At 67.6% G+C, this 20802-nt stretch carries 18 protein-coding genes; 7 read left to right on the top strand and 11 right to left on the bottom strand.

Annotated features, from left to right (window positions below; all coding sequences use genetic code 11):
• Positions 1-577 (top strand): transposase (locus QGG75_10230; protein ID MDP6067610.1); only part of this gene is annotated, 577 nt, incomplete at its 5' end.
• Positions 578-661: 84 nt separating this feature from the next.
• Here QGG75_10230 and QGG75_10235 read toward each other — a convergent pair.
• From QGG75_10235 to QGG75_10250, 4 genes are all read right to left on the bottom strand, one after another.
• Positions 662-1567, bottom strand: a complete 906-nt coding sequence (locus tag QGG75_10235) for a universal stress protein (GenBank protein ID MDP6067611.1) — start codon at positions 1565-1567, stop codon at positions 662-664.
• A 2-nt stretch (positions 1568-1569) separates the two neighbouring features.
• Positions 1570-4077, bottom strand: coding sequence for an AAA family ATPase (locus tag QGG75_10240; GenBank protein MDP6067612.1), 2508 nt, complete (start codon positions 4075-4077; stop codon positions 1570-1572).
• Positions 4078-4135: 58 nt separating this feature from the next.
• Positions 4136-4546, bottom strand: a complete 411-nt coding sequence (locus QGG75_10245) for a metallopeptidase family protein (GenBank protein MDP6067613.1) — start codon at positions 4544-4546, stop codon at positions 4136-4138.
• 65 nt (positions 4547-4611) lie between these two features.
• Complete coding sequence (locus QGG75_10250) at positions 4612-5376, bottom strand: SDR family NAD(P)-dependent oxidoreductase (GenBank protein ID MDP6067614.1); 765 nt, start codon at positions 5374-5376, stop codon at positions 4612-4614.
• Between the two features lie 133 nt (positions 5377-5509).
• Here QGG75_10250 and QGG75_10255 point away from each other — a divergent pair, with 133 nt between their 5' ends.
• The 6 genes from QGG75_10255 to QGG75_10280 all read left to right on the top strand — a co-directional run bounded on the left by QGG75_10255 (position 5510) and on the right by QGG75_10280 (position 12621).
• Positions 5510-5866, top strand: coding sequence for a YkvA family protein (locus QGG75_10255; GenBank protein ID MDP6067615.1), 357 nt, complete (start codon positions 5510-5512; stop codon positions 5864-5866).
• 27 nt (positions 5867-5893) lie between these two features.
• On the top strand, positions 5894-7738 hold the full coding sequence (locus tag QGG75_10260) for an extracellular solute-binding protein (GenBank protein MDP6067616.1): 1845 nt from the start codon (positions 5894-5896) through the stop codon (positions 7736-7738).
• A 133-nt stretch (positions 7739-7871) separates the two neighbouring features.
• Positions 7872-8987: a microcin C ABC transporter permease YejB gene (locus QGG75_10265; protein ID MDP6067617.1), complete on the top strand. Its 1116-nt coding sequence runs from the start codon at positions 7872-7874 to the stop codon at positions 8985-8987.
• Positions 8988-8990: 3 nt separating this feature from the next.
• A complete protein-coding gene (locus tag QGG75_10270; protein ID MDP6067618.1) occupies positions 8991-10037 on the top strand; it encodes an ABC transporter permease in 1047 nt (348 codons plus the stop codon).
• The gene (locus QGG75_10275) at positions 10034-11671 is read left to right on the top strand and encodes an ABC transporter ATP-binding protein (protein MDP6067619.1); all 1638 of its coding nucleotides are present in this window, start codon (positions 10034-10036) and stop codon (positions 11669-11671) included. Before QGG75_10270 ends, QGG75_10275 begins: the two co-directional genes overlap by 4 nt.
• A gap of 2 nt (positions 11672-11673) precedes the next feature.
• The gene (locus QGG75_10280) at positions 11674-12621 is read left to right on the top strand and encodes a glyoxylate/hydroxypyruvate reductase A (GenBank protein ID MDP6067620.1); all 948 of its coding nucleotides are present in this window, start codon (positions 11674-11676) and stop codon (positions 12619-12621) included.
• Here the strand turns inward: QGG75_10280 and QGG75_10285 are convergent.
• From QGG75_10285 to QGG75_10315, 7 genes are all read right to left on the bottom strand, one after another.
• Positions 12618-15119: a PAS-domain containing protein gene (locus QGG75_10285; GenBank protein MDP6067621.1), complete on the bottom strand. Its 2502-nt coding sequence runs from the start codon at positions 15117-15119 to the stop codon at positions 12618-12620. The two genes, QGG75_10280 and QGG75_10285, sit on opposite strands and share 4 nt — an antisense overlap.
• Positions 15120-15262: 143 nt before the next feature.
• The gene (gene ahcY, locus QGG75_10290) at positions 15263-16555 is read right to left on the bottom strand and encodes an adenosylhomocysteinase (GenBank protein ID MDP6067622.1); all 1293 of its coding nucleotides are present in this window, start codon (positions 16553-16555) and stop codon (positions 15263-15265) included.
• Between the two features lie 378 nt (positions 16556-16933).
• Complete coding sequence (gene ptsP, locus QGG75_10295; GenBank protein ID MDP6067623.1) at positions 16934-18709, bottom strand: phosphoenolpyruvate--protein phosphotransferase; 1776 nt, start codon at positions 18707-18709, stop codon at positions 16934-16936.
• Positions 18699-18998, bottom strand: coding sequence for an HPr family phosphocarrier protein (locus QGG75_10300; GenBank protein MDP6067624.1), 300 nt, complete (start codon positions 18996-18998; stop codon positions 18699-18701). The genes ptsP and QGG75_10300 overlap by 11 nt, the downstream gene beginning before the upstream one ends.
• Positions 18995-19420: a PTS fructose transporter subunit IIA gene (locus QGG75_10305; protein ID MDP6067625.1), complete on the bottom strand. Its 426-nt coding sequence runs from the start codon at positions 19418-19420 to the stop codon at positions 18995-18997. Before QGG75_10305 ends, QGG75_10300 begins: the two co-directional genes overlap by 4 nt.
• 1 nt (position 19421) lies before the next feature.
• Positions 19422-20339: an RNase adapter RapZ gene (gene rapZ, locus QGG75_10310; protein ID MDP6067626.1), complete on the bottom strand. Its 918-nt coding sequence runs from the start codon at positions 20337-20339 to the stop codon at positions 19422-19424.
• On the bottom strand, positions 20336-20761 hold the full coding sequence (locus QGG75_10315) for an HPr kinase/phosphatase C-terminal domain-containing protein (GenBank protein ID MDP6067627.1): 426 nt from the start codon (positions 20759-20761) through the stop codon (positions 20336-20338). Before QGG75_10315 ends, rapZ begins: the two co-directional genes overlap by 4 nt.
• Positions 20762-20802 lie beyond the last annotated feature (41 nt).

Consider the following 20802-nt stretch of genomic DNA (forward strand, 5'->3'; position numbering starts at 1 on the left):
TCTGCCGCCGAGCGTGACGTTGCGCCTTGTCGAGGTCGTCGAGTTGGAGCCACCGGACGGCATCGAGCCGTTGCACTGGCGTCTGCTGACGACGCACGAGGTGAACGACGTTGCGGGCGCCTGGCAGATCGTCGACTGGTACGCCCAGCGCTGGATGATCGAGCAGCTGTTCCGGGTAATGAAGCGCCAGGGGCTTAAGGTTGAAAACAGCCAGATCGAAAGCGCCGATCGGCTGCTCAAGCTGATCGCCATGGCGGCCCACGCCGCAGCGCTTACGCTGCAACTGGTCCAGGCCCGTGACGGCGCCGATGCCCGGCCGGCCAGCGCCGCCTTCAAGCCCCAGGAAATCGAGACCCTAGAGGCCGTCAACCCCCGCCTTGAAGGTAAAACAGAAAAACAAAAGAACCCCTACCCCAGCCACAGCCTCGCGTGGGCGGCCTGGATCATCGGCCGCCTCGGCGGCTGGAACGGCTATCGCTCCTCAAAACCGCCGGGTCCGATCACCATGGTCAACGGCATAAATCAATTCCACGCAATCGCTGACGGCTGGGCCCTCAGAGATGTGTGCATCCCTTAGCGCCCCCCTGGGGGCGGCTTATTTTTGTGCCTACCTTAACCTTCTCCAGGGGGGGCTGTGTGGGCGCCGCCCGATCAGCACCAATCACTCCCCGCGGGGGCGGACCAGCAGCACCGGCAGGTGCAGCTCTGCGATGATCTTTTCGGCCGGGCCCTGGGCCAGCAGCGCGCTGTCATCGGCCAGCACGATCAGCTCGCCGTGTTCCTGCCACAGCGTGTTGGCCAGCTGGCCAGGGCGGTCGAGCAGCACCCGGACACGCTTGATGGCGATGCCCTGGGGTGCCAGGCGGGTCATGGCGTCGGCTTCGAGGGCCCGGGTTTGGTCCTCGCTCGATCCCACCAGAAGCAGCGTCAGGCGGCGCCCCCCGTTGCCGGCGATGGCGGCGGCGATGGCCACGGCACGGTCGCTGGCCGGGGTGCCCTCGTAGACCGAGATCACCGGCTGCTCGCCCGCTTGGCCGGCGGTGTGTTCGCCGACCAGCACGGCGCCCGGCGCCTCGCCCCACAGCCGCCGTGCCGTCGAGCCCAGGCCGGCGTCGCGGCCCAGGCGGCGGTTGGCCTTGCCCAGGATGACCATGTCGGCGCCCGGCGCGGCGGCCAGGATCTCGCCACTGACCTGGCCCCGGGCGCTGCGGAAGGACCAGCGCACGGCGTGGCGTTCCGAGGCCCGGGCCAGGGCTCGTTGCGCCGCGCGGGCCTGGGCCCGCAGGCTGCGCTCCATGTCGGCCTCGGACAACGGTTGGCTGGCCGAGGTCATGCTGACGATGCGGGTGAGCGGCGCCCGGGCCACCCGCAGCAGCGCCTCGTCCTCGACATGCAGGCCCTCGAGCTCGGCCTCGAGGAGCGCCGCCAGGCGGGCCGCGGCGTCCAGCGCGGCCAGCCCTTTGGCCGAGGAATCCAAGGCCAGCAAAATACGCCGGATGTCGTGGTCGCTCTTGTCCGGCCGGCGGCGCGGCAGGCGGCGGCGCTCATGGTGGGGTCGCTGAGCCATTTTCATGGCGCCTCGGGCGCCTTTTCGTTTTTCTCCGCCCGGCCGCGTCCTTTTCTGGCAAAAGCTCGAATATCCTCGGCCATCTTGATCAGGCGGTCCTCGACCAGGCGGTTGACCGACTTCTCCGGGAACTTGCCGTCGCGGCGGCGCTGGCCGGCCGGCCGGCCGGTCAACAGCTCGATACCATCATCGATGGTCTCGACCGGGTAGATCTGGAAGCGCCCCTTGGCGCAGGCCTCGACCACGTCGTGGCGCAGCATCAGATGAGCCACGTTGGCGGCCGGGATGAGCACGCCCTGGCGGCCGCTGAGGCGGCGCTGGCGGCAGAGGTCGAAGAAGCCCTCGATCTTTTCGTTGACGCCGCCGATGGCCTGCACCTCGCCGAACTGATTGACCGAGCCGGTAACCGCCAGCGACTGCTTGATGGCGACGCTGGAGAGAGCCGAGAGCAATGCATAGAGCTCGGTGGACGACGCCGAATCTCCGTCGATGCCGCCATAGGATTGCTCGAAGACCAGGCTGGCCGAGAGCGACAACGGCCGGTCGGCGGCATAGCGCGCACCGAGAAAACTGGTCAGAATCAGCACGCCCTTGGAGTGCAGCGGCCCACCCAGCTCGACCTCGCGCTCGATGTCGACGACGCGGCCGCGGCCGGGCCGAATGCGGGCCGTTATACGGCTGGGCCGGCCGAAAGAAAAATCACCCAGGCTGAGTACCGAGAGCGCATTGACCTGGCCCACCTTCTTGCCAGCGGTGTCGATCATCAGGGTGCCGCGCACGATCATCTCCTGCGAGCGTTCCCGCAGCCGGTCATGGCGGCGGCTGCGGGCCAAGACGCTCTTGTCGATGTCGGCCGCCGTCACCACCCGGCGCTTAGCCGTGCTGGCCCAGTGGTCGGCCTCAGACATGATGTCGTTGATCTGGCCCATGGCGGTGGAAAGCCGGGACTGATCGGCGGCCAGACGGCTGGAATGCTCGATCAGGCGGGCCACCGCGGAACGCGCGAAGGGCTTGAGCTCGCGGCTGCGCACGAAGCGGCCCAGCAAGCGGGCGTAGGCCAGCACCGACTTTGGCGTGCGCTCCATGTCGGCGCCATAATCGACCGAGACCTTGAAGAGCTCGCCGAATTCGGGATCGGCCTGGCAGAGCAGGTAATAAATGCGCGGCTCGCCGATCAGCACCACCTTGACGTCGAGCGGGAGGGCCTCGGCCTCTACCGAGATGGTGCTGATCAGGCTGAGCGCCTGGCCCAACGATTCGATGCGCACCTGGCGCGATCGCAGCGCCCGCTTCAGGCCCTCCCAGGCATAGGGCTGGGTCAGCAGCTTGATGGCGTCAATGATGATGTAGCCACCGTTGGCGCCCTGCAGCGAGCCCGCCTTGATCAGCGTGAAGTCGGTGATCAGCGCCCCCATCTCGGAGATGTGCTCGACCCGGCCCACCAGGTTGGCATAGGTCGGGTTGTCCTCGTAGACCACCGGCGCCCCCATGGCGGTACTGTTGTCGACCAGCAGGTTGACCTGGTAGCGCCGGAAAGCCCGAGACGGTGGCCGGGGCTGGGGCGACACGGCTCCGGCCCCGGGGCCGGAGCCGGCGGCGGCGGCGGCGGCCATGATGGCGGCCTCGGGGCCGCCCGGAATCGACTGTTCCTGCGCCTCACCCTTGTCGAGGAAGACGTCGACGTTCTCCAGCACGTCGGCCTGCACCGCTTCCAGGTATTTGAGCACCAGCGGGTGGCCCTCGTACTTTTGGCAGAGCTCGTCGATCAGGTGGCCGACGGCGTACATGGTGACTTCGCGGTTGAGCTGGGAAATGCGCTTGCGGCGTTCGCGGTCCCATTCGGGCACTTGGCGGATGGTCTCCTGCAGCTCCTCCTGCAGCTCCTCCAGGGCCGCCTGCAGTTGCTTGCGCTCGGCTTCGTCCAGCGCCTGGAAGGCGTCGGGCGTGATCACCTCGCCCTCGCGCGTCGGCGCCAGCGCCAGCCCGGCCGGGGTGCGCACCAGGGTGACGCCGCGTTCCCGGCCGCTTTCCTGGATGACCTCGAAGGCCTGTTCCTGGCGCTCACGAAACTCCTCGTCCATGCTCTGGCGGCGGTTGCGGTATTCCTCGCTCTCGAAAACCGCCGGCAGCGTATTGTGCAATTCCTCGACGAAGCCCGCCATGGCGGTTCGAAAATCGGCCCCTTCGCCGGCCGGCAGCTCAATGGCGCGGGGCCGGTGGGCTTCGCTGAAGTTATGCACCAGGCACCAGTCCGAGGGCCTGGGCTCCTTGGCGGCACGGCGGTTGAGGAACTCTCGCACCGTGGTGTGGCGCCCCGTGCCTGAAGGGCCGTGGACGAAAAGGTTGTAGCCGTCGCTGCGGATCGAAGTGCCGAACTCGATGGCCTCGACGGCGCGAGGCTGGCCCAGAACCTCGGTCAGCTCCTCCAGCTCATTGGTGTTCTCGAAGGGCAGGAGCCGGGGATCGCAGACTCGGTAAAGGGATTCGGGTTTGAGCGGTGCTGGTGCCATGGCGCGGGTTCCTCCTGAGGCTAGAATCATCACCCCGCGGCGGCGCCCGTCAAGGGGATCAATCCTGAGGTGCTTCCAATTTTGCCATGTCGGCGTCGGAAAAGCCGAAATGATGGCCGATCTCGTGGATCAGCACGTTGCGCACCAGGTCGCCCAGGCTGTCCTCGCTCTCGCACCAGTAGGCCAGGATGGGCTGGCGATACAACAGGATCATGTCGACGTCGACGGGCGTGTCGAGGACGCTTTTGCGGGCCAGGTCGAGGCCGCGGTAGAGGCCCAAAAGGTCATACTCGGACTGGATGCCAAGCTCGTCGAGGGTCTCGCGGTCGGGGAACTCGGCCACACGGATAACCACATCGTCGACGAAGCCGCGCAAGCGCGCCGGGATGGCACGGTAGGCGGCATCGGCGATGACTTCGAACTCGGCGGCGCTGGGTGCCAGCTCGGCATAACGCGCGGTTTCCTCCATAGCCGGAGGATACACACAAAAAAGGGGGGCAGACTGCCCCCCTTTCCGGTCCAAGGCACCGTGGTCTATCTGGGCGCCATCCTCAGCGCACCATCGAGACGGATGGTTTCGCCGTTGATCATGTCGTTCCGGCAGATGTGCACGGCCAGGTCGGCGTATTCCTCGGGCGTGCCCAGGCGCGAGGGGAAGGGCACGCTGTCGCCCAGCGCCTTTTGCACGTCGGGCGGCAGGGTGAACATCATCGGCGTCTTGAAGAGGCCCGGCGAGATGGTGTTGACGCGGATGCCGTTGGAGGCGAACTCGCGGGCCAGCGGCAGCGTCATGGAAGAAACCCCGCCCTTGGAGGCGGCGTAGGCAGGCTGGCCGATCTGGCCCTCGGTAGCGGCCACCGAGGCGGTGTTGATGATGACGCCGCGCCCGCCCGTGTCGCCCAGCGGCTCAAGCGCCAGCATGTCGGCGGCGGCCAGGCGGATGGCGTTGAAGGTACCGATCAGGTTGATCTCGATGACCCTCGTGAACTGCTCCAGCGGCAAGGGTCCCTTGCGGCTGACGGCCCGGGCCGAGACGCCGATGCCGGCGCAGTTGATCAGCACCCGGGCGGCGCCCAGCGCCTCGCGGGCGGCGGCTATGGCGGCCTCGGTCTGGGGCCCGTCCGAGACGTCGCAGGCATGGGCCGAGCCGCCCACCTCGCCGGCCACGCGCTCGGCGTTCTCCTGGTTGAGGTCGAAGATGGCGACCTTGGCACCGGCTGCCGCCAGCGCCTTGGCACTGGCCTCGCCGAGCCCCGAGCCGCCACCGGTGACGATGGCTGTTACACCGTCCAATTCCATGGTTTGTCCTCCTGAAAGGCAGATATCGCGGAAAAAAGGCTTGCCGTCGTTTAGCAGATCGCGTGGGCCATGGCGACCGCCGTTATGTTGGGCCTGTGTTGCGCCTGGCTGGCCCCGTACCCATATGCCGGAAATGGTCGAGCCAAGTGATTCCGACTCCGACCTCGTGCGCCGCGGCTTCTGGACCAAGGTGCGGCGCACGCTGGGCCGGGTGCCTTTTTTGGAGCAGGCCGTGGCGGCCTATTTCTGCGCCACCGACGCGGCCACGCCGCGCCACGTCAAGGCGCTGCTGCTGGCCGCCATCGCCTATTTCGTGGTGCCCACCGACATGATCCCCGATTTCATCACCGGCATCGGTTTCGTCGATGACGCCAGCGTGCTGGCCGGCGCCATCAATCGCGTCCGCCGTCATCTCAAGCCGCATCACCACGAGCGCGCCCGCCAGGCCCTGGCCCACTTGCGCGGCGAACAAGAAGCCGACGTTACCTGAAGCCCCGTGTTTGCTATCATCGCCGGCGTGAACGCCCGGCTGACATTATTTTGCCTGCTGACGGCAGGTGCCTCGCTGCTGTTGGGGCCGGCGCTGGCCGCCGAGCCGCGCCACGGGCTCTCGGCCTTCGGCGATCTCAAGTACGGCGCCGATTTCCAGCACTTCGACTACGTCGATCCCCAGGCTCCCAAGGGCGGTGCGCTGAGGCTGGCGGCCACGGGATCCTTCGACAACCTCAATCCCTTCATCCTCAAGGGCATACGTTTTCGCGGCATGGCCAATGCCATCGGCGGGCTGCCGTTCGAATCACTGATGGCGGGCTCGGCGGACGAGCCCGACGCCATGTACGGCCTGGTGGCGGCCACGGCCGAGCTGGCGTCGGATCGTTCCTGGGTCGAGTTCACGCTGCGGCCCGAAGCGCGCTGGCACGATGGCTCGGCGATCAGCGCGGACGACGTGGTCTTTTCTTTCCACACCCTCAAAACCGAAGGTGCGCCCAGTTTCCGCATCACCTACCGCGACATCGAAAAGGTGGCAGTGACGGCCCCCGGCCGGGTGCGATTCAGCTTCCGCCCAGGCGGCGTGTGGCGCGACCTGCCGCTGCTGGCAGGCTCCATGCCGCTGATTTCCAAGGCCTATTACGCCAAGGTCGAATTCAACAAGACCACCGTCCAGCCGCCGCTGGGCAGCGGCCCCTACCGCATCACCAAGGTCGACCAAGGCCGTTCGGTAACCCTGGAACGGGTGGCGGACTATTGGGCGCGGGATTTGCCGGTCAACCGCGGGCGCTACAACTTCCAGACCATCCGCTTCGACTTCTATCGCGACCGCAATGTCGAATTCGAAGCCTTCAAGGCCCATGAGTACGATTTCCGCGAGGAGTTCACCTCCAAGGTTTGGGCCACCTCATACAAGTTCCCGGCCGTCAAAAAGGGCCTGGTGGTGGTCGAGACCGTGCCCGACGCCTCTCCCGCCAACCGCCAGAATTTCATGCTCAACCTGCGCCGGGCCAAGTTCCAGGACCGCGGCGTGCGCCAGGCCTTCGACCTGGCCTTCGATTTCGAATGGATCAACAAGAACCTCTTCTACGGCCTCTACAGCCGAACGCTCAGCGTTTATCAGAACACCTCCATGGCGGCCCGCGATTTGCCGGGGCCGGCCGAACTGGCGTTGCTCGAGCCCCACCGCGCGGGCCTGCCGGCCGAGGTCTTCAGCCAAATCTACCAGCCGCCCAAGTCCGACGGCCTGGGCAACAACCGGCGAAATTTGCGCCAGGCCGCCAAGCTGCTGAGTGCCGCCGGCTGGCGCATCGAGGACGGCCGTCGCGTCAACGCCGCCGGACAGGCTTTCGAGCTCGAGTTCCTGACCTTTTCGCCCACCTTCGAACGCGTCTACGCCCCCATCGTGCGCAACCTGAAGAAACTCGGCATCCGCGCCACCATCCGGGTGGTCGATTCGGCGCAGTACGCCAACCGCATGCAGGAGTTCGACTTCGACGTCTCGACCACGGCCTTCGGCGGCCAGACCACGCCCGGCGTCGGCGAGCGCACTTTCTGGGGCTCGGAAGCGGCCAACAGCCCGGGCTCCATCAATTACGCCGGCATAGCGGACCCCGTGGTCGACGACCTGGTGGCCCGCATCGCCGCGGCCCAAACCCGGCCCGAGCTGGAGACCGCCGCCCGGGCCCTCGATCGCGTGCTCTTGTGGAACCAGTACCTGATACCGCAATGGTTCCGCGCCTTCCACCCCATCGCCTACTGGGACCGCTTCAGCCGGCCGGCCACCAAGCCCAAGTACGGGCTCGGCTTTCTCGACACCTGGTGGCACGACACGGATAAAGCGGCACGCCTGGCCGCCAAGGCCAAGCGCTAGGATGCCGGGTGTATGGACATAGCGGCCCACCCCCCCTCCCTCATCCTCCCCCTCCCCCTCCCCACAAAACCGAATTTTGGGGGAGGGAGGGGTGGGGGTGTGTCGCCGCCCGCACCAGGCAGGACCTAGCCCCATGCTGGCCTACATCATCCGCCGGCTGCTGCTGATGATCCCGACGCTCTTTGGCATCATGGTGATCAACTTCCTCATCGTGCAGGCGGCGCCGGGCGGGCCGGTGGAACAGCTTATCGCCCAGATCCAGGGCACCGCCGTCGAGGCCACGGCGCGCATCGGCGGCTCGGATGCCGGCGAGACGCGGCGCCAAGGCGGCCAGGCCGGGGCCACGGGGGCCGACGTCTCCAGCAAGTACCGCGGCGCCCGGGGCCTCGATCCCGAATTCGTCAAGGAAATCGAAAAGCTTTACGGCTTCGACAAGCCGGCGCACGTGCGTTTCTTCCAGATGATCGGCAATTATCTGCGCTTCGAGTTCGGCAACAGCTTCTTCCGCGACCGCGCCGTGGTCGACCTGGTGCTCGACAAGATGCCGGTGTCGATCTCGCTGGGGCTGTGGACCACCTTGCTGGTCTATCTCATCTCCATTCCCCTGGGCATCGCCAAGGCGGTGCGCGACGGCTCGCGCTTCGACGTCTGGACCTCGGCCGCCATCATCGTGGGCTACGCCATCCCGGGTTTTCTTTTCGCTATCCTGCTGGTGGTGCTGTTTGCCGGCGGCAGCTTCTGGGATGTCTTTCCCTTGCGAGGACTCACTTCGGAAAACTGGGAGGCGCTTTCCTGGCCGGCCCGCATCGCCGACTATTTCTGGCACATCACGCTGCCCGTGGCGGCCATGGTGGTGGGCGGATTCGCCACGCTCAGCATGTTGACCAAGAACTCCTTCCTCGAGGAGATCAACAAGCAGTACGTGCTGACCGCCCGGGCCAAGGGGCTGAGCGAGGGCCGCGTGCTCTATGGCCACGTCTTCCGCAACGCCATGCTGATCGTGGTGGCCGGTTTTCCCTCGGCCTTCGTCGGCGTGCTGTTTACAGGCGCCCTGCTGATCGAGGTCATCTTCTCGCTCGACGGCATCGGGCTTTTGGGCTTCGAGGCGGCGCTAGCGCGCGATTTCCCGGTGATGTTCGGCACGCTTTTCTTCTTCACCCTGCTGGGCCTCGGCCTCAACCTGATCGGCGATCTGATGTACGTGGTGATCGACCCGCGCATCGATTTCGAACGCCGCGACGTGGCCTGAGCCATGAGATGGCCCTTTCCCAGATTGCGCCTGGCCCCGCTGACGCGGCGGCGTTTGCAGAATTTCCGCACCAACCGCCGCGGCTACTGGTCGTTCCGCATCTTCATGGTGCTCTTTATCGCCAGCCTGTTCGCCGAATTCATCGCCAACGACAAGCCCATCGTCATCAACTACCAGGGCGAATACCTGTTGCCGGTCTTCGTCAGCTATCCCGAGACCCGCTTCGGCGGCGACTTCGAGACCGAAACGGACTATCGCGATCCCTACGTCATCGAACTGATCCAAAAGCAGGGCTGGATGCTCTGGCCGCCGGTGCCCTACAGCTACAACACCATCAACTACGATCTGCCGGTGCCGGCACCGGCACCGCCCAGCGCCGAGAACTGGCTGGGCACCGACGACCAGGGCCGCGACGTGGTGGCGCGGCTGATTTACGGCTTCCGCATCTCGGTGCTGTTCGGTGTCGCCCTGACCGTGATCTCCTCGTTCGTCGGCGTGGTGGCGGGCGCCGTGCAGGGCTTCTTCGGCGGCTGGACGGACCTGCTGTTCCAGCGTTTCATCGAGATCTGGTCGGGGCTGCCGGTGCTGTTTCTGCTGATCATCCTGGCTAGCGTCATCCAGCCCGGCTTCTGGAGCCTGCTCACCTTGATGCTGATGTTCAGCTGGATGGCGCTGGTGGGCGTGGTGCGGGCCGAGTTCCTGCGCGCCCGCAATTTCGATTACGTGCGCGCGGCCCAGGCGCTGGGCGTGGGCAACACGACCATCATGTTCAAGCACCTGCTGCCCAACGCCATGGTGGCCACCGTCACCTTCATGCCCTTCATCCTCTCGGGCTCGATCACGACGCTGACGACGCTCGACTTTTTGGGCTTCGGATTGCCGCCAGGCTCGCCCTCGCTGGGCGAGCTGCTGGCTCAGGGCAAAGCCAATTTGCAGGCGCCCTGGCTCGGCATCTCGGGCTTTTTCGTCATCGCCATCATGCTGACGCTCTTGGTCTTCGTCTTCGAGGCGGTACGAGACGCCTTCGATCCCCGCAAGGTGCAGGGATGAGCGGCGCCACGGGCGCATTTTTGGAAGTCGCCGACTTGGCGGTGAATTTCCGCGTCGAAGGGCGTGAGATCCCGGCGGTGAAGGGCGTCTCGTTCAACATCCAGCGCGGCCAAACCCTGGCCCTGGTGGGCGAATCGGGCTCGGGCAAGTCGGTCAGTGCGCTCTCGATCTTGCAGCTCCTGCCCTATCCCCTGGCCAGCCACCCCAAGGGCTCGATCCGGGTCGAGGGCAAGGAAGTCATCGGCGCCGACGCCGCGCGTCTGCGCGAGATCCGCGGCGACCGCATCTCGATGATCTTCCAGGAGCCCATGACCTCGCTCAACCCGCTGCACTCGATCGAGAAGCAGGTCAACGAGACCCTGATCCTGCACCGCGGCCTGGATGCCCGGGCGGCCCGGGCGCGCACGCTGGAGCTTTTGCACCTGGTCGGCCTGGCCGAGGCCGAGCAGCGTCTGGCGGCCTTTCCCCACCAGCTTTCGGGCGGCCAGCGCCAGCGCGTGATGATCGCCATGGCCCTGGCCAACGAGCCGGACTTGCTGATCGCCGACGAGCCGACCACGGCGCTCGACGTCACCATCCAGGCCCAGGTGCTGAACCTCTTGAAGGACCTGCAGGCCCGCCTGGGCATGGCGATTTTGCTCATCACCCACGACCTCGGCGTGGTGCGCTTCATGGCCGAACGCGTCTGCGTCATGAAGGACGGTGAATTCGTCGAGCAGGGCGAGACGGCCCAGATCTACGAGCAGCCGGCGCACCCCTACACCCGCGAGCTGATGGCGGCCGAGCCCTCGGGCCGGCCTGATCCGGCGCCGGCCGAGGCGCCGGAGGTGATTGCCACCGACGACCTCAAGGTCCACTTTCCCATCAAGGCCGGGGTGCTCAGGCGCACGGTGGATTACGTGCGCGCCGTCGACGGCGTCTCGGCCGTGGTGCGCAGCCGCCACACCGTCGGCGTGGTCGGCGAATCGGGCTCGGGCAAGACCACGCTGGCCCTGGCGCTGCTGCGCCTGATCAAGAGCCGGGGGCCGATCCGTTTCGAGGGCCGGGACATCCAGGGCCAAAGTTTCGCTCAATTGAAGCCGCTCCGGCGCCAGATGCAGATCGTCTTCCAGGACCCCTTCGCCAGCCTCAGCCCGCGGCTCAGCGCCAGCCAGATCGTCGAGGAGGGGTTGCGTGTACACAGGATCGGCGCCAGCTACGAGGAACGCCGGGCCCTGATCTCCGCCGCCCTGGAAGAAGTCGGCCTCGATCCGGCGACCCAGGACCGCTACCCGCACGAATTTTCCGGCGGCCAGCGCCAGCGCATCGCCATCGCCCGGGCCATGGTGCTGAAGCCCCGCCTGGTGGTGCTGGACGAGCCCACCTCGGCGCTCGACCGATCCGTCCAGGCCCAGATCGTCGATCTCCTGCGCCGGCTGCAGCGCGACCACGACCTGGCCTATTTGTTCATCAGCCACGATCTCAAGGTGGTGCGCGCCCTGGCCGACGAGGTCATTGTCATGCGCGACGGCCAGATGGTCGAGCGGGGCCCGGCCGAGGAGATTTTCGAGGCGCCCAAGAGCGACTACACCCGGGCCCTGATGGCTGCCGCCTTCGACCTGGAAGCCGACACTTCCGGCGTGGTCAGGACCTGAACATGGCGGGCGCCAAAGCCGTCCTGGTGCTGTCGAGCCAACTCGGCGCCGACGACTGGGCCCGGGCGCTCTGTGCCGCCGATCCCGAACTGAAAGTGCGGGTTTGGCCCGAGGTGGGCGATCCGGGCGACATCGACGTGATCATCGCCTGGGCGCCGGAACCCGGCCAACTCCTGGGGTTCCCGAACCTCAAGGCCATCCTTTCGCTGGGCGCCGGGGTCGATCAGGTGCTCGGCCTTCCCGACCTGGCGGAGCTCGCCCATGTGCCACTCTGCCGCACCGTCGACGACGGCCTCAGCCTGGGCATGACGCACTACGTGCTGCTGCACGTGCTGCGCTACCACCGGCGTGCGCCCGAGCTCGAAGCCATGCAACGCGGCCACGAGTGGCGTTTTCTGGTGGCCGATGCGGCGGCCGAGACCAGCGTCGGCATCATGGGCTTGGGCGAGATGGGCGGCCTGGCGGCCGAGAAGCTGGTCGATCTGGGATTCGCGGTCCGCGGCTGGAGCCGATCGCAAAAGCAGCTTGCCGGCATCGATTGCTTCGCCGGGGCCCAGGGCCTCGGCCCCTTCCTCGCCGGCACGCGAATTCTTGTCGTGCTGCTGCCCCTGACGGCCCAGACCCGCGACATCGTCAACGCAGAAACGCTGGGCCAATTGCCCCAGGGCGCCTATCTCATCGCCGCCGGACGCGGCGGCCACCTGGTCGAGGCGGACGTGCTGGCGGCGCTCGACGAGGGCCAACTGGCCCACGCCACGCTGGACGTCTTCAACAGCGAACCGCTGCCCACTGAGAGCCCCTTCTGGGACCACCCCAGGGTCACGGTAACGCCCCACAACGCCAGCGATTCGGCGCCCGGCCAGGTGGTGCCGAAGTTGCTCGAAAACATCCACCGCGCCCGGGCCGGCCAGGCGCTGCTCAACCAGGTCGATCGTCGGCGCGGGTATTAGCGGCGTGGGGCGGCCGAGCCCTCCACCGGCAAGCGGCAGGTCACGCGGGTGCCGGCGCCGGGGGTGGATTGGAGCTCGACGACGCCGCCGTGCAACTCGACGAAGGAGAGCACCAGCGAGAGGCCGAGGCCGGCGCCCGGATTGCGCGCCGTCGTGGTCTGGCCCTTGGTGAATTTTTCGAACACCCATTCGTGCTGCTCCAGCGGGATGCCTTCGCCGGTGTCGGCGACCCAGATGTCGATCTCGCCGCCATGGCGCCTGGCGCCCAGGGTCACGGTGGCGCCGCGGCTGGAGAATTTGATGGCGTTGGACAAAAGATTGAACACCACCTGCTTGAGGCGGCGCTGGTCGGCCTCGAGCTGGCCGATCTCGGGCGGCCAGTCGAATTCCAGCTCCAGGCCGGCGTTCTGCATGCGCTGTTCAACGAGCTTGAGCACCTCGAGCAACACGCCATGGAGGTCGAAGCGGCTCAGCTCCAGCACCATCTGGCCGGCCTCGATGGTGGCCAGGTCGAGGATGTTGTTGATCAGCGCCAGCAGCGACTCCGACGAATAAAGCGTGCCGCGAACATAGTCGCGCTGCTGGTCGTTGAGGGCGCCGTAGTATTCGTTGGCCAGGATCTCGTTGAAGCCGATGATGGTGTTGAGCGGCGTGCGCAGCTCGTAACTCACGGTGGCGATGAATTCGGTCTTGAGGCGGTCGGCCTCCTCCAGGGCCTCGGCCCGCTCCCGAAGTGCGCGTTCGATGCGCGACGAATCTGTGATGTCGAGGTAGGTGTGCAGCATGGCGCCGTCGGGCAGCGGCATGGCGGCAAACTGCACCACCACGGCGTCGGGGAGTTCCAGGCGTTCGCTGCGGGGCTCGCGGTCGAACACGCGATGCACGATGCGTTCCTTGACCTGGGCCCAATTCTCCTCCGCCCCGGACCCGGCCCAGAGCAAGGCACGGCTGGCCTCGGCCACTTCGCTGACGTGGGGCTCATTGGCCAGGAACTCGTCGTCGAGCTGCCAGATGCGGGCAAAGCCCGAGTTGTGGAGCTTGAGCCGGCCGTCACCGCCATAGACCGCGACGCCCTCGAAGAGATGGTTGAGCGTGGCGCGCTGCACCGCCGCCAGGGTGTTGCGTGAGCGTTCCAGCTCGAGTTGGTCGGAAACGTCCTCGTAGATGAACATCAGGCCGCCGAAGGGGTGGGGCGCCACCACCACCCTCAGCGTGCGGCCGTCGGGCAGGTAGATCTGCTCCTCCTGGGCGGCCAGCAGCGAGGTGTAGAGGTCGAGAATGCCGGCCTTGTAGACCGGGAAGTCGGCTTGTTCCGGCAGCCGCCGGCGCTCGCGCAGCATCTCCAGGATTTCGTCGTGGCCGGGCCGTGCCTCGAGCCAGTCGGCATCGAGCTCCCAGAGCCGGGCGAAGGCGTGATTGAAGAAACGCAAGCGCTTGTCGGGGCCGAAGATGGCGATGGCGCTCTGCAACTGGTCCAAGAGCTCGGCCTGGGCGTCGAGATGGCGGGCCAATTCGTTGGCCAAGTCTTCGCGGTCGGTGACGTTGCGCGCGAAGCCGGCACTGCCGCCGTCGGCTAGCGGCAGCTCGATCAGATCGTAGGTGCGGCGCTCGCCGGCCACCACGAAGCGGCGCTGTTCGATCTGGATGCGGCGCTCGGAGGCGGCGCGTTCGGCCAGCGCCCGGCTGCCGCCGGGGTCGGGATCGAGCTCCAGGCCGGGGTGGGCCAGAGCCGCTTCGCGCGAGGCTTCGACGGCGCTCAGGTAGGCGCTGTTGACCCAGACCAGGCTGAGATCGGCGGCCCGGCGCCAGCTTGGCAGCGGCGAGGTTTCGTTGACATCGTGCGGCCCCTCGCCGGCCGAAGTCTTTGGCCCTGTGGCGATCGCGCCGCCGGCCACAGGGCCAAAGGCTTCGCCCGGCGCCGGACGGCTGGCGTCGTCGAACCACAGCACATGGGCCACCGAGCCGCCGAGAGGGGTGGCGGTGCCGCGCACCGTGAAGCGGCGGCCAGCCTCGGCCGCCTCGAGGCCCAGCGAAAAGGGCTGATCGTCCTGGCGCAGCGCCGCTACGGCGTCTTGCAGCGCGGCGAAGGAAGCGCTGGCGAAATGGCGGCCCAGATCGGCAAAGCCGGCAACCTCGGTGGCGGCGATGCCGAGCTGGGCGGCAAGCCGGCGCGAACAGCGTTCCCGGCCGTCGGGGCCCCATTCGTAATAGCCCTCGGGAAACGAGGCGAGCACGGCGTGGGCCCGGGCCAGGGCGCTCTCCAGCGCCGCCGCCTCGGCCCGGGCGCCGACCTCGCGGCGCCGGCGTGCACCCCAGAAGGTGATGGCCACGACCAGCCCGACGACGGCGATCACCACCGCCACGGCCACCACCAGCGCGGCGGCGGCTGCCGTCGCCGACTGGGCCGCCGTGCTCTCCGCCGCTGCCACAGGTAGCGCCGCCAGCAGCGCCACTAGCACCGCCAACGCTATCGTACGCAAGGTCGTCAGCCCGCTCATCGCAGCACCCGTCCGCCGGGGCCAGCGCTAGGCCCCGGCGTCATGGTAACGAATTCAGTGGAGCTTAATCAAAGCCCCCAGCCGTCAATTTTTTCTCCCTCCCCCTTGATGGGGGAGGGCCGGGGTGGGGGTGTCGCCCGCCGCTAGTACCTATAATACTCAGGCTTGTAGGGGCCGACCGAGGGCACGTCGATGTAGGCGGCCTGTTCGGCACTGAGCTCGGTCAGCGGCACGCCGAGTTTGTCCAGGTGCAAGCGCGCCACCTTTTCGTCGAGCAGCTTGGGCAGCACGTAGACCCGGCGTTCGTAGTCGCCGTGGTTCTGCCAGAGCTCGATCTGGGCCATCACCTGGTTGGTAAACGAGGCACTCATGACGAAGCTGGGGTGTCCGGTGGCGCAGCCCAGATTGACCAGCCGGCCCTTGGCCAGCACGATCAGGCGCTTGCCGTCGGGGAACTCGACCTCGTCGACCTGCGGCTTGACCTCGTGCCAGGGGTAGTTCTGCAAGCTGGCGATCTGGATCTCGGAATCGAAGTGGCCGATGTTGCAGACGATGGCCCGGTCCTTCATCTCGCGCATGTGCTCGAGCGTGATGACGTCCATGTTGCCGGTGGCCGTGACGAAGAGGTCGGCCTCGGGTGCCGCCGCCTCCATGGTGGTCACCTGGTAGCCCTCCATCGAGGCCTGGAGGGCGCAGATCGGGTCGATCTCGGTGATCATCACCCTGGCACCTTGGCCGCGCAGACTGGCGGCCGAGCCCTTGCCCACCTCGCCATAGCCGCAGACCACGGCGATCTTGCCGGCCAGCATGACGTCGGTGGCCCGCTTGATGCCGTCGACCAGGCTCTCGCGAACGCCGTAGAGGTTGTCGAACTTCGACTTGGTCACCGAATCGTTGACGTTGAAGGCCGGCACCTTGAGGTTGCCGTCGCGCTCCATCTGGTAGAGGCGGAGGACGCCGGTGGTGGTCTCCTCGCTTAGGCCACGCACTTCGTTCATCAGCTCGGGATAGCGCTGGTGCATGATATGGGTCAGGTCGCCGCCGTCATCGAGCAGCATGTTGGGGCGCCAGCCGTCGGGGGCCTCGATGGTCTGCTCGATGCACCATTCGTATTCTTCTTCCGTTTCGCCCTTCCAGGCGAACACCGGAACCCCGGCGGCGGCCATGGCCGAGGCGGCGTGGTCCTGGGTCGAGAAGATGTTGCACGACGACCAGCGCACCTCGGCGCCCAGCGCCAAGAGCGTCTCGATCAGCACCGCCGTCTGGATGGTCATGTGCAAACAACCCACGACGCGGGCGCCGGCCAGCGGCTGATCGGCGCCGAACTCGTGGCGCAGCGCCATCAGCCCGGGCATCTCGGTTTCGGCGATGGCGATTTCCTTGCGCCCCCAATCGGCAAGCGAAATGTCGGCGACCTTGTAGTCGGTGTCACTCATGTCGGGCTCCTGGCATGACGGGCCGCGGGCCGCCTCCGGCGGCGGCCGCGAATTTGGCGGCTATATAGCAAGGCGCCCCTCCGGATGCAAGCATAAAGAAATCTTTATATGCGCATATAGGAGGGATTTTGCGGCTGATGGGGGGAATCTGGTTGTTTTGTTGGACCCTCGCCGGGCGGGCGGAGTCTTGTTTAGACCCTCACCGGGCGGGCGCATCCGCGCCCTTGGCCTCCGCCCCCCTAGAGGGGAGCGGCTTAGCGCCGCCGTCATAGTGTTCTATCTTTGCTGCTTGGTCTTGGTGCAACGGGAGCAATGCGACCCGCCGCCCCTGCGGCGCCCCCGCGGAGGCAGCGGACCGCAGGGCCGCCGCCGTGAGCGCTAAAAGGCATTGAGATCATCGAGCATGGCGACGATGCGGCCTGTGTCGTGCTGCTCCAAAATGCTTTGCGAACGCCGTGTCGCCTCGCTCACGTCAAGCGCGTGAATGCGCTGCTTGACGCGCGGCAAGGCCGTCGCCGCCATGCTCAGATCGCGCAGCCCCAGCCCCAGCAGCAGCGCCGTCAGGCGTGGCTCGCCGGCCATCTCGCCGCAGATGTTGATGGGAATGGCGGCCCTATGGGCGGCCTCGATGCTGTGGCCGACCAGGCGGATGACGGCCGGATGCAGGGAATTGAACTGGGCCGCCATCTGCTCGTCGGAGCGATCGATGGCCAGCGTGTACATGGTAAGATCGTTGGTGCCGATGGAGAAGAAATCGGCCACCTCGGCCAGGCCGTCGGCGGCGATGGCGGCGGCCGGCACCTCGATCAGCACGCCCAGCGGCGGCAGCGGCGCGGCGATGGCCTGGCCCTGGCGCTTGAGCCGCCGCGCCACCCGCTTGAGTACCTGACGCACCTGCAGCACCTCGCCCGGCGTGGTGATCATGGGCAGCAGAATGCGCACCGGGCCATGGGCGCCGGCCCGCAGGATGGCGGCGAGCTGGTCCTCGAGCAGCGAAGGCAGCTTGAGCGAGAGCCGGATGGCCCTCAGCCCGAGCGCCGGATTGGCGCTGGCGGCAAAGTGCTGGCCCAGGGCCGGGGCCAGCTTTTCGCCGCCCACATCCAGCGTGCGGATAGTGACGGGCCGCCCCGACATGCCCTCGACCAGGGCCGAGAGCGCCGTGTACTGCTCGTCCTGGCTGGGCAGATCGTCGCGGTTCATGAAGAAGAACTCGCTGCGCAAGAGGCCGATACCGGCCGCCCCCACCTGGTTGACCATGTCGAGCTCGAGGGGCAATTCGAGGTTGGCTTGCAGCGTCACCTCGACGCCGTCGCGGCTGCGCGCCGGCAGGTCGCGCAGGCGCTCCAGCAGGCGCTTCTCGCGGGCCAGTTCCTGACGCCGCTGGCGAAAGCGGGCCCGGGTGCGGCTCGAGGGGTTGACGACGATGCGGCCCCGGCCGCCATCGATCACCACGGCGTCGCCGGTCTTGACCGCCGCCACCACGCCGGCCGCCCCCAGCACCGCCGGCAGTCCCAGCGAGCGGGCGACGATGGCGGTATGGCTCTCGGCGCCGCCCAGCGCCGTGGCGAAGCCGGTGATGCGGGCCGGGTCCATCAGTGCCGTGTCGGCCGGCGTGATTTCCTCGGCGATCACCACGGTGCCTTCGGGCAGGCCGCTGAGTGCCTTGTAGGGCGTGTTGGTGAGGCTGCGGATGAGGCGCTGGCCCACGTCGTTGATGTCCTGCACCCTTCCTGCCAGGTAGGGGTCGCCGATGGTCGCAAAGCTTTGCCCGATGTCGGCCACCTCGGCCTGCACCGCGGCCTCGGCGTTGATGCGCTGGCGGCCGATGCGCTCTTCGACGCCGCGCACCAGGCGCGAGCCCGAGAGCATCTGCATGTTGGCCTCGAGGATATAGCCGAGCTCCTCGCCCGCCGCCCCCGAGAGCCGCCGGGCCTTCTCTTGCAACTTGCCCATCTGGCGCAGGCTATAGGCCACGGCCTCGTTGAAGCGGCGGCATTCGGCCGCCACCTGGGCGGCGCCGATGCCGTATTCGGGCACCTGGCTGAGCCGCTGGTCGACCACGAAGGCGCGGCCGCTGGCGATGCCCGGCGCCACGCCGTGACCCTCGACGATGCGCTCGCTCAGCCGGCGCCGCCCGCGGCCCTCAGTCTTCATCGAACTTGCCCTCCACCAGCGCCTCGAGGGCGTCGAGCACGGCCTCGGCCTGGTTGCCGCTGGCCCTCAGCTCGAGGCTGCTGCCGGGCCCGGCCGCCAGCATCATCAGGCCCAGGATCGATAGCCCCGAGACCTCGTGGTCGTCCTTCTTCACCCGCACCTCGGCCTCGAACCGGCCGGCCAGCTTGACGAAGCGGGCGGCGGCCCGGGCATGCAGCCCGAGGCGGTTGGCGATGACCACGCGGCGGCTGAGCTGCGCGGGCGGGGCTTTCCCGGGTACCTGGTTCACGTCTCGCAGCCGGCCAGCAGCTTCGAGGCGACGTTGATGTACTTGCGCCCGGCCTCCTGGGCCGCCGCCACGGCCTGGGCCATGTCGCCCTCGTCGCGCACCCCGGCCAGCTTGATCAGCATGGGCAGGTTGACGCCGGCCAGGACCTCGACGTTGGCCTGCTCCATGATCGAGATGGCCAGGTTGCAGGGCGTGCCGCCGAACATGTCGGTGAGCACGATGACACCGGCGCCGGCGTCGACCTCGGCGACCGCCCGCAGGATGTCCTGGCGGCGCTCCTCCATGTCCTCGTCGGCCGCGATGCAGATGGCCCGGGCGGCCCTTTGCGGCCCCACCACGTGCTCGGCGGCGGCCAGGAACTCGGCCGCCAGGCGCCCGTGGGTGACTAGTATCAGGCCGATCGGCCCTTTGCCTTGGTTCATCTCACTCCACCCGATCCAGTTCACGGTGTCTGAGCGCCACCGGCCAGCCGCCGTGGCGCAAGCGTTGGGCCAGACGCTCGGCCACGAAGACCGAACGGTGCTGGCCGCCGGTGCAGCCGATGGCCACGGTCAGATAGCTTTTGCCCTCGCGCTGATAATGCGGCAACAAATCACCGATCATCTCGCCAAGGCTGGCCATGAAGGGCCCAAAGGCGGCATCGGCGGCGATGAAGGCGGCCACCTCCGGGTCGCGGCCGCTCTGCGGCCGCAGCGTGTCCTGGTAGTGGGGATTGGTCAGGAAGCGCACATCGAAGACCAGGTCGGCCTCGCGCGGCAATCCCTGGCGGTAGGCGAACGAGGTTAGCGCCACCGTCAGACCGGGGGTGCGGTCGGGGGCGAAGCGGGCGTCGAGGAACTGGCGCAGCTCGCCAAGCGTCAGCCGCGAGGTGTCGATCACCAGGTCGGCACGTTCGCGCAATGGCGCCACCAGTTGGCGCTCCAGCTCGATGCCGTCGCTGACCGGGCGGTCGGCGGCCAGGGGGTGACGCCGCCGGGTCTCGGTGAAGCGCCGGCGCAATATGTTGTCGTCGCAATCGAGGAACAGCAGCGAGAGCCGCAGGTCGTCGCGGCCCGATGATTCGTCGATCTGGGCCAACAGGCCCTCGGCGCGGAAATCGCGGGTGCGGCTGTCGATGCCGATGGCCAGCGGCTGGTCGGGCTTCGCCACGGACTCGTCGCCGGGCCACAACAGGCGGCGCAGCAGATATAGCGGCAGGTTGTCGATGGCCTCGAAGCCGAGGTCCTCCAGCGCCTTCAGCGCCGACGATTTGCCGGCTCCGGAAAGCCCGCTGACCAGCATTACCTGGCGCCGGGCGTCCGTCTCCGGCGGCACCACGGGCGGCGCCACGGGCGCTGTCATGATTTCTTTCCGGCCAGGCCGGCGACCGCCAGGCGGATCTTGGCCGGCGTCGAGGCAGCGAAGGCGGTCAGCCGGTAAAGCGGCAGCGCCACGCCCTCGAAGTCGCGGCTGGCCGCCTCGGGCAGGCGCTCGAGCTCGGCTTCGGGCGCCAGCTCGACCACCGCGCCCACCGCCGTTCCGGCACAATGGGGCAGCCGCACGATACCCATGCCGCGCACTTCCAAAAGGCCGCACAAAACCTCGGGCGGTGCCGCATGCAAGGTGCCGGCGCGGGCTTCCAGCTCGACCTGGTCGTCGGCCACCAGGCAGGCGCCCTGGTCGATCAGCCTGAGCGCCAGATCCGACTTGCCGCTGGCCGAGGGGCCGCAGAGCAGCACCGCGGTACCGTCGATAGCGACGCAGGTGCCATGGACGAGAACCATGCCGCGAGGGTGCGCCAGGGCCGGCGCCGGAGTCAATTGCC

The sequence above is a fragment of the Alphaproteobacteria bacterium genome (assembly GCA_030740435.1).
GTDB lineage: Bacteria > Pseudomonadota > Alphaproteobacteria > UBA2966 > UBA2966.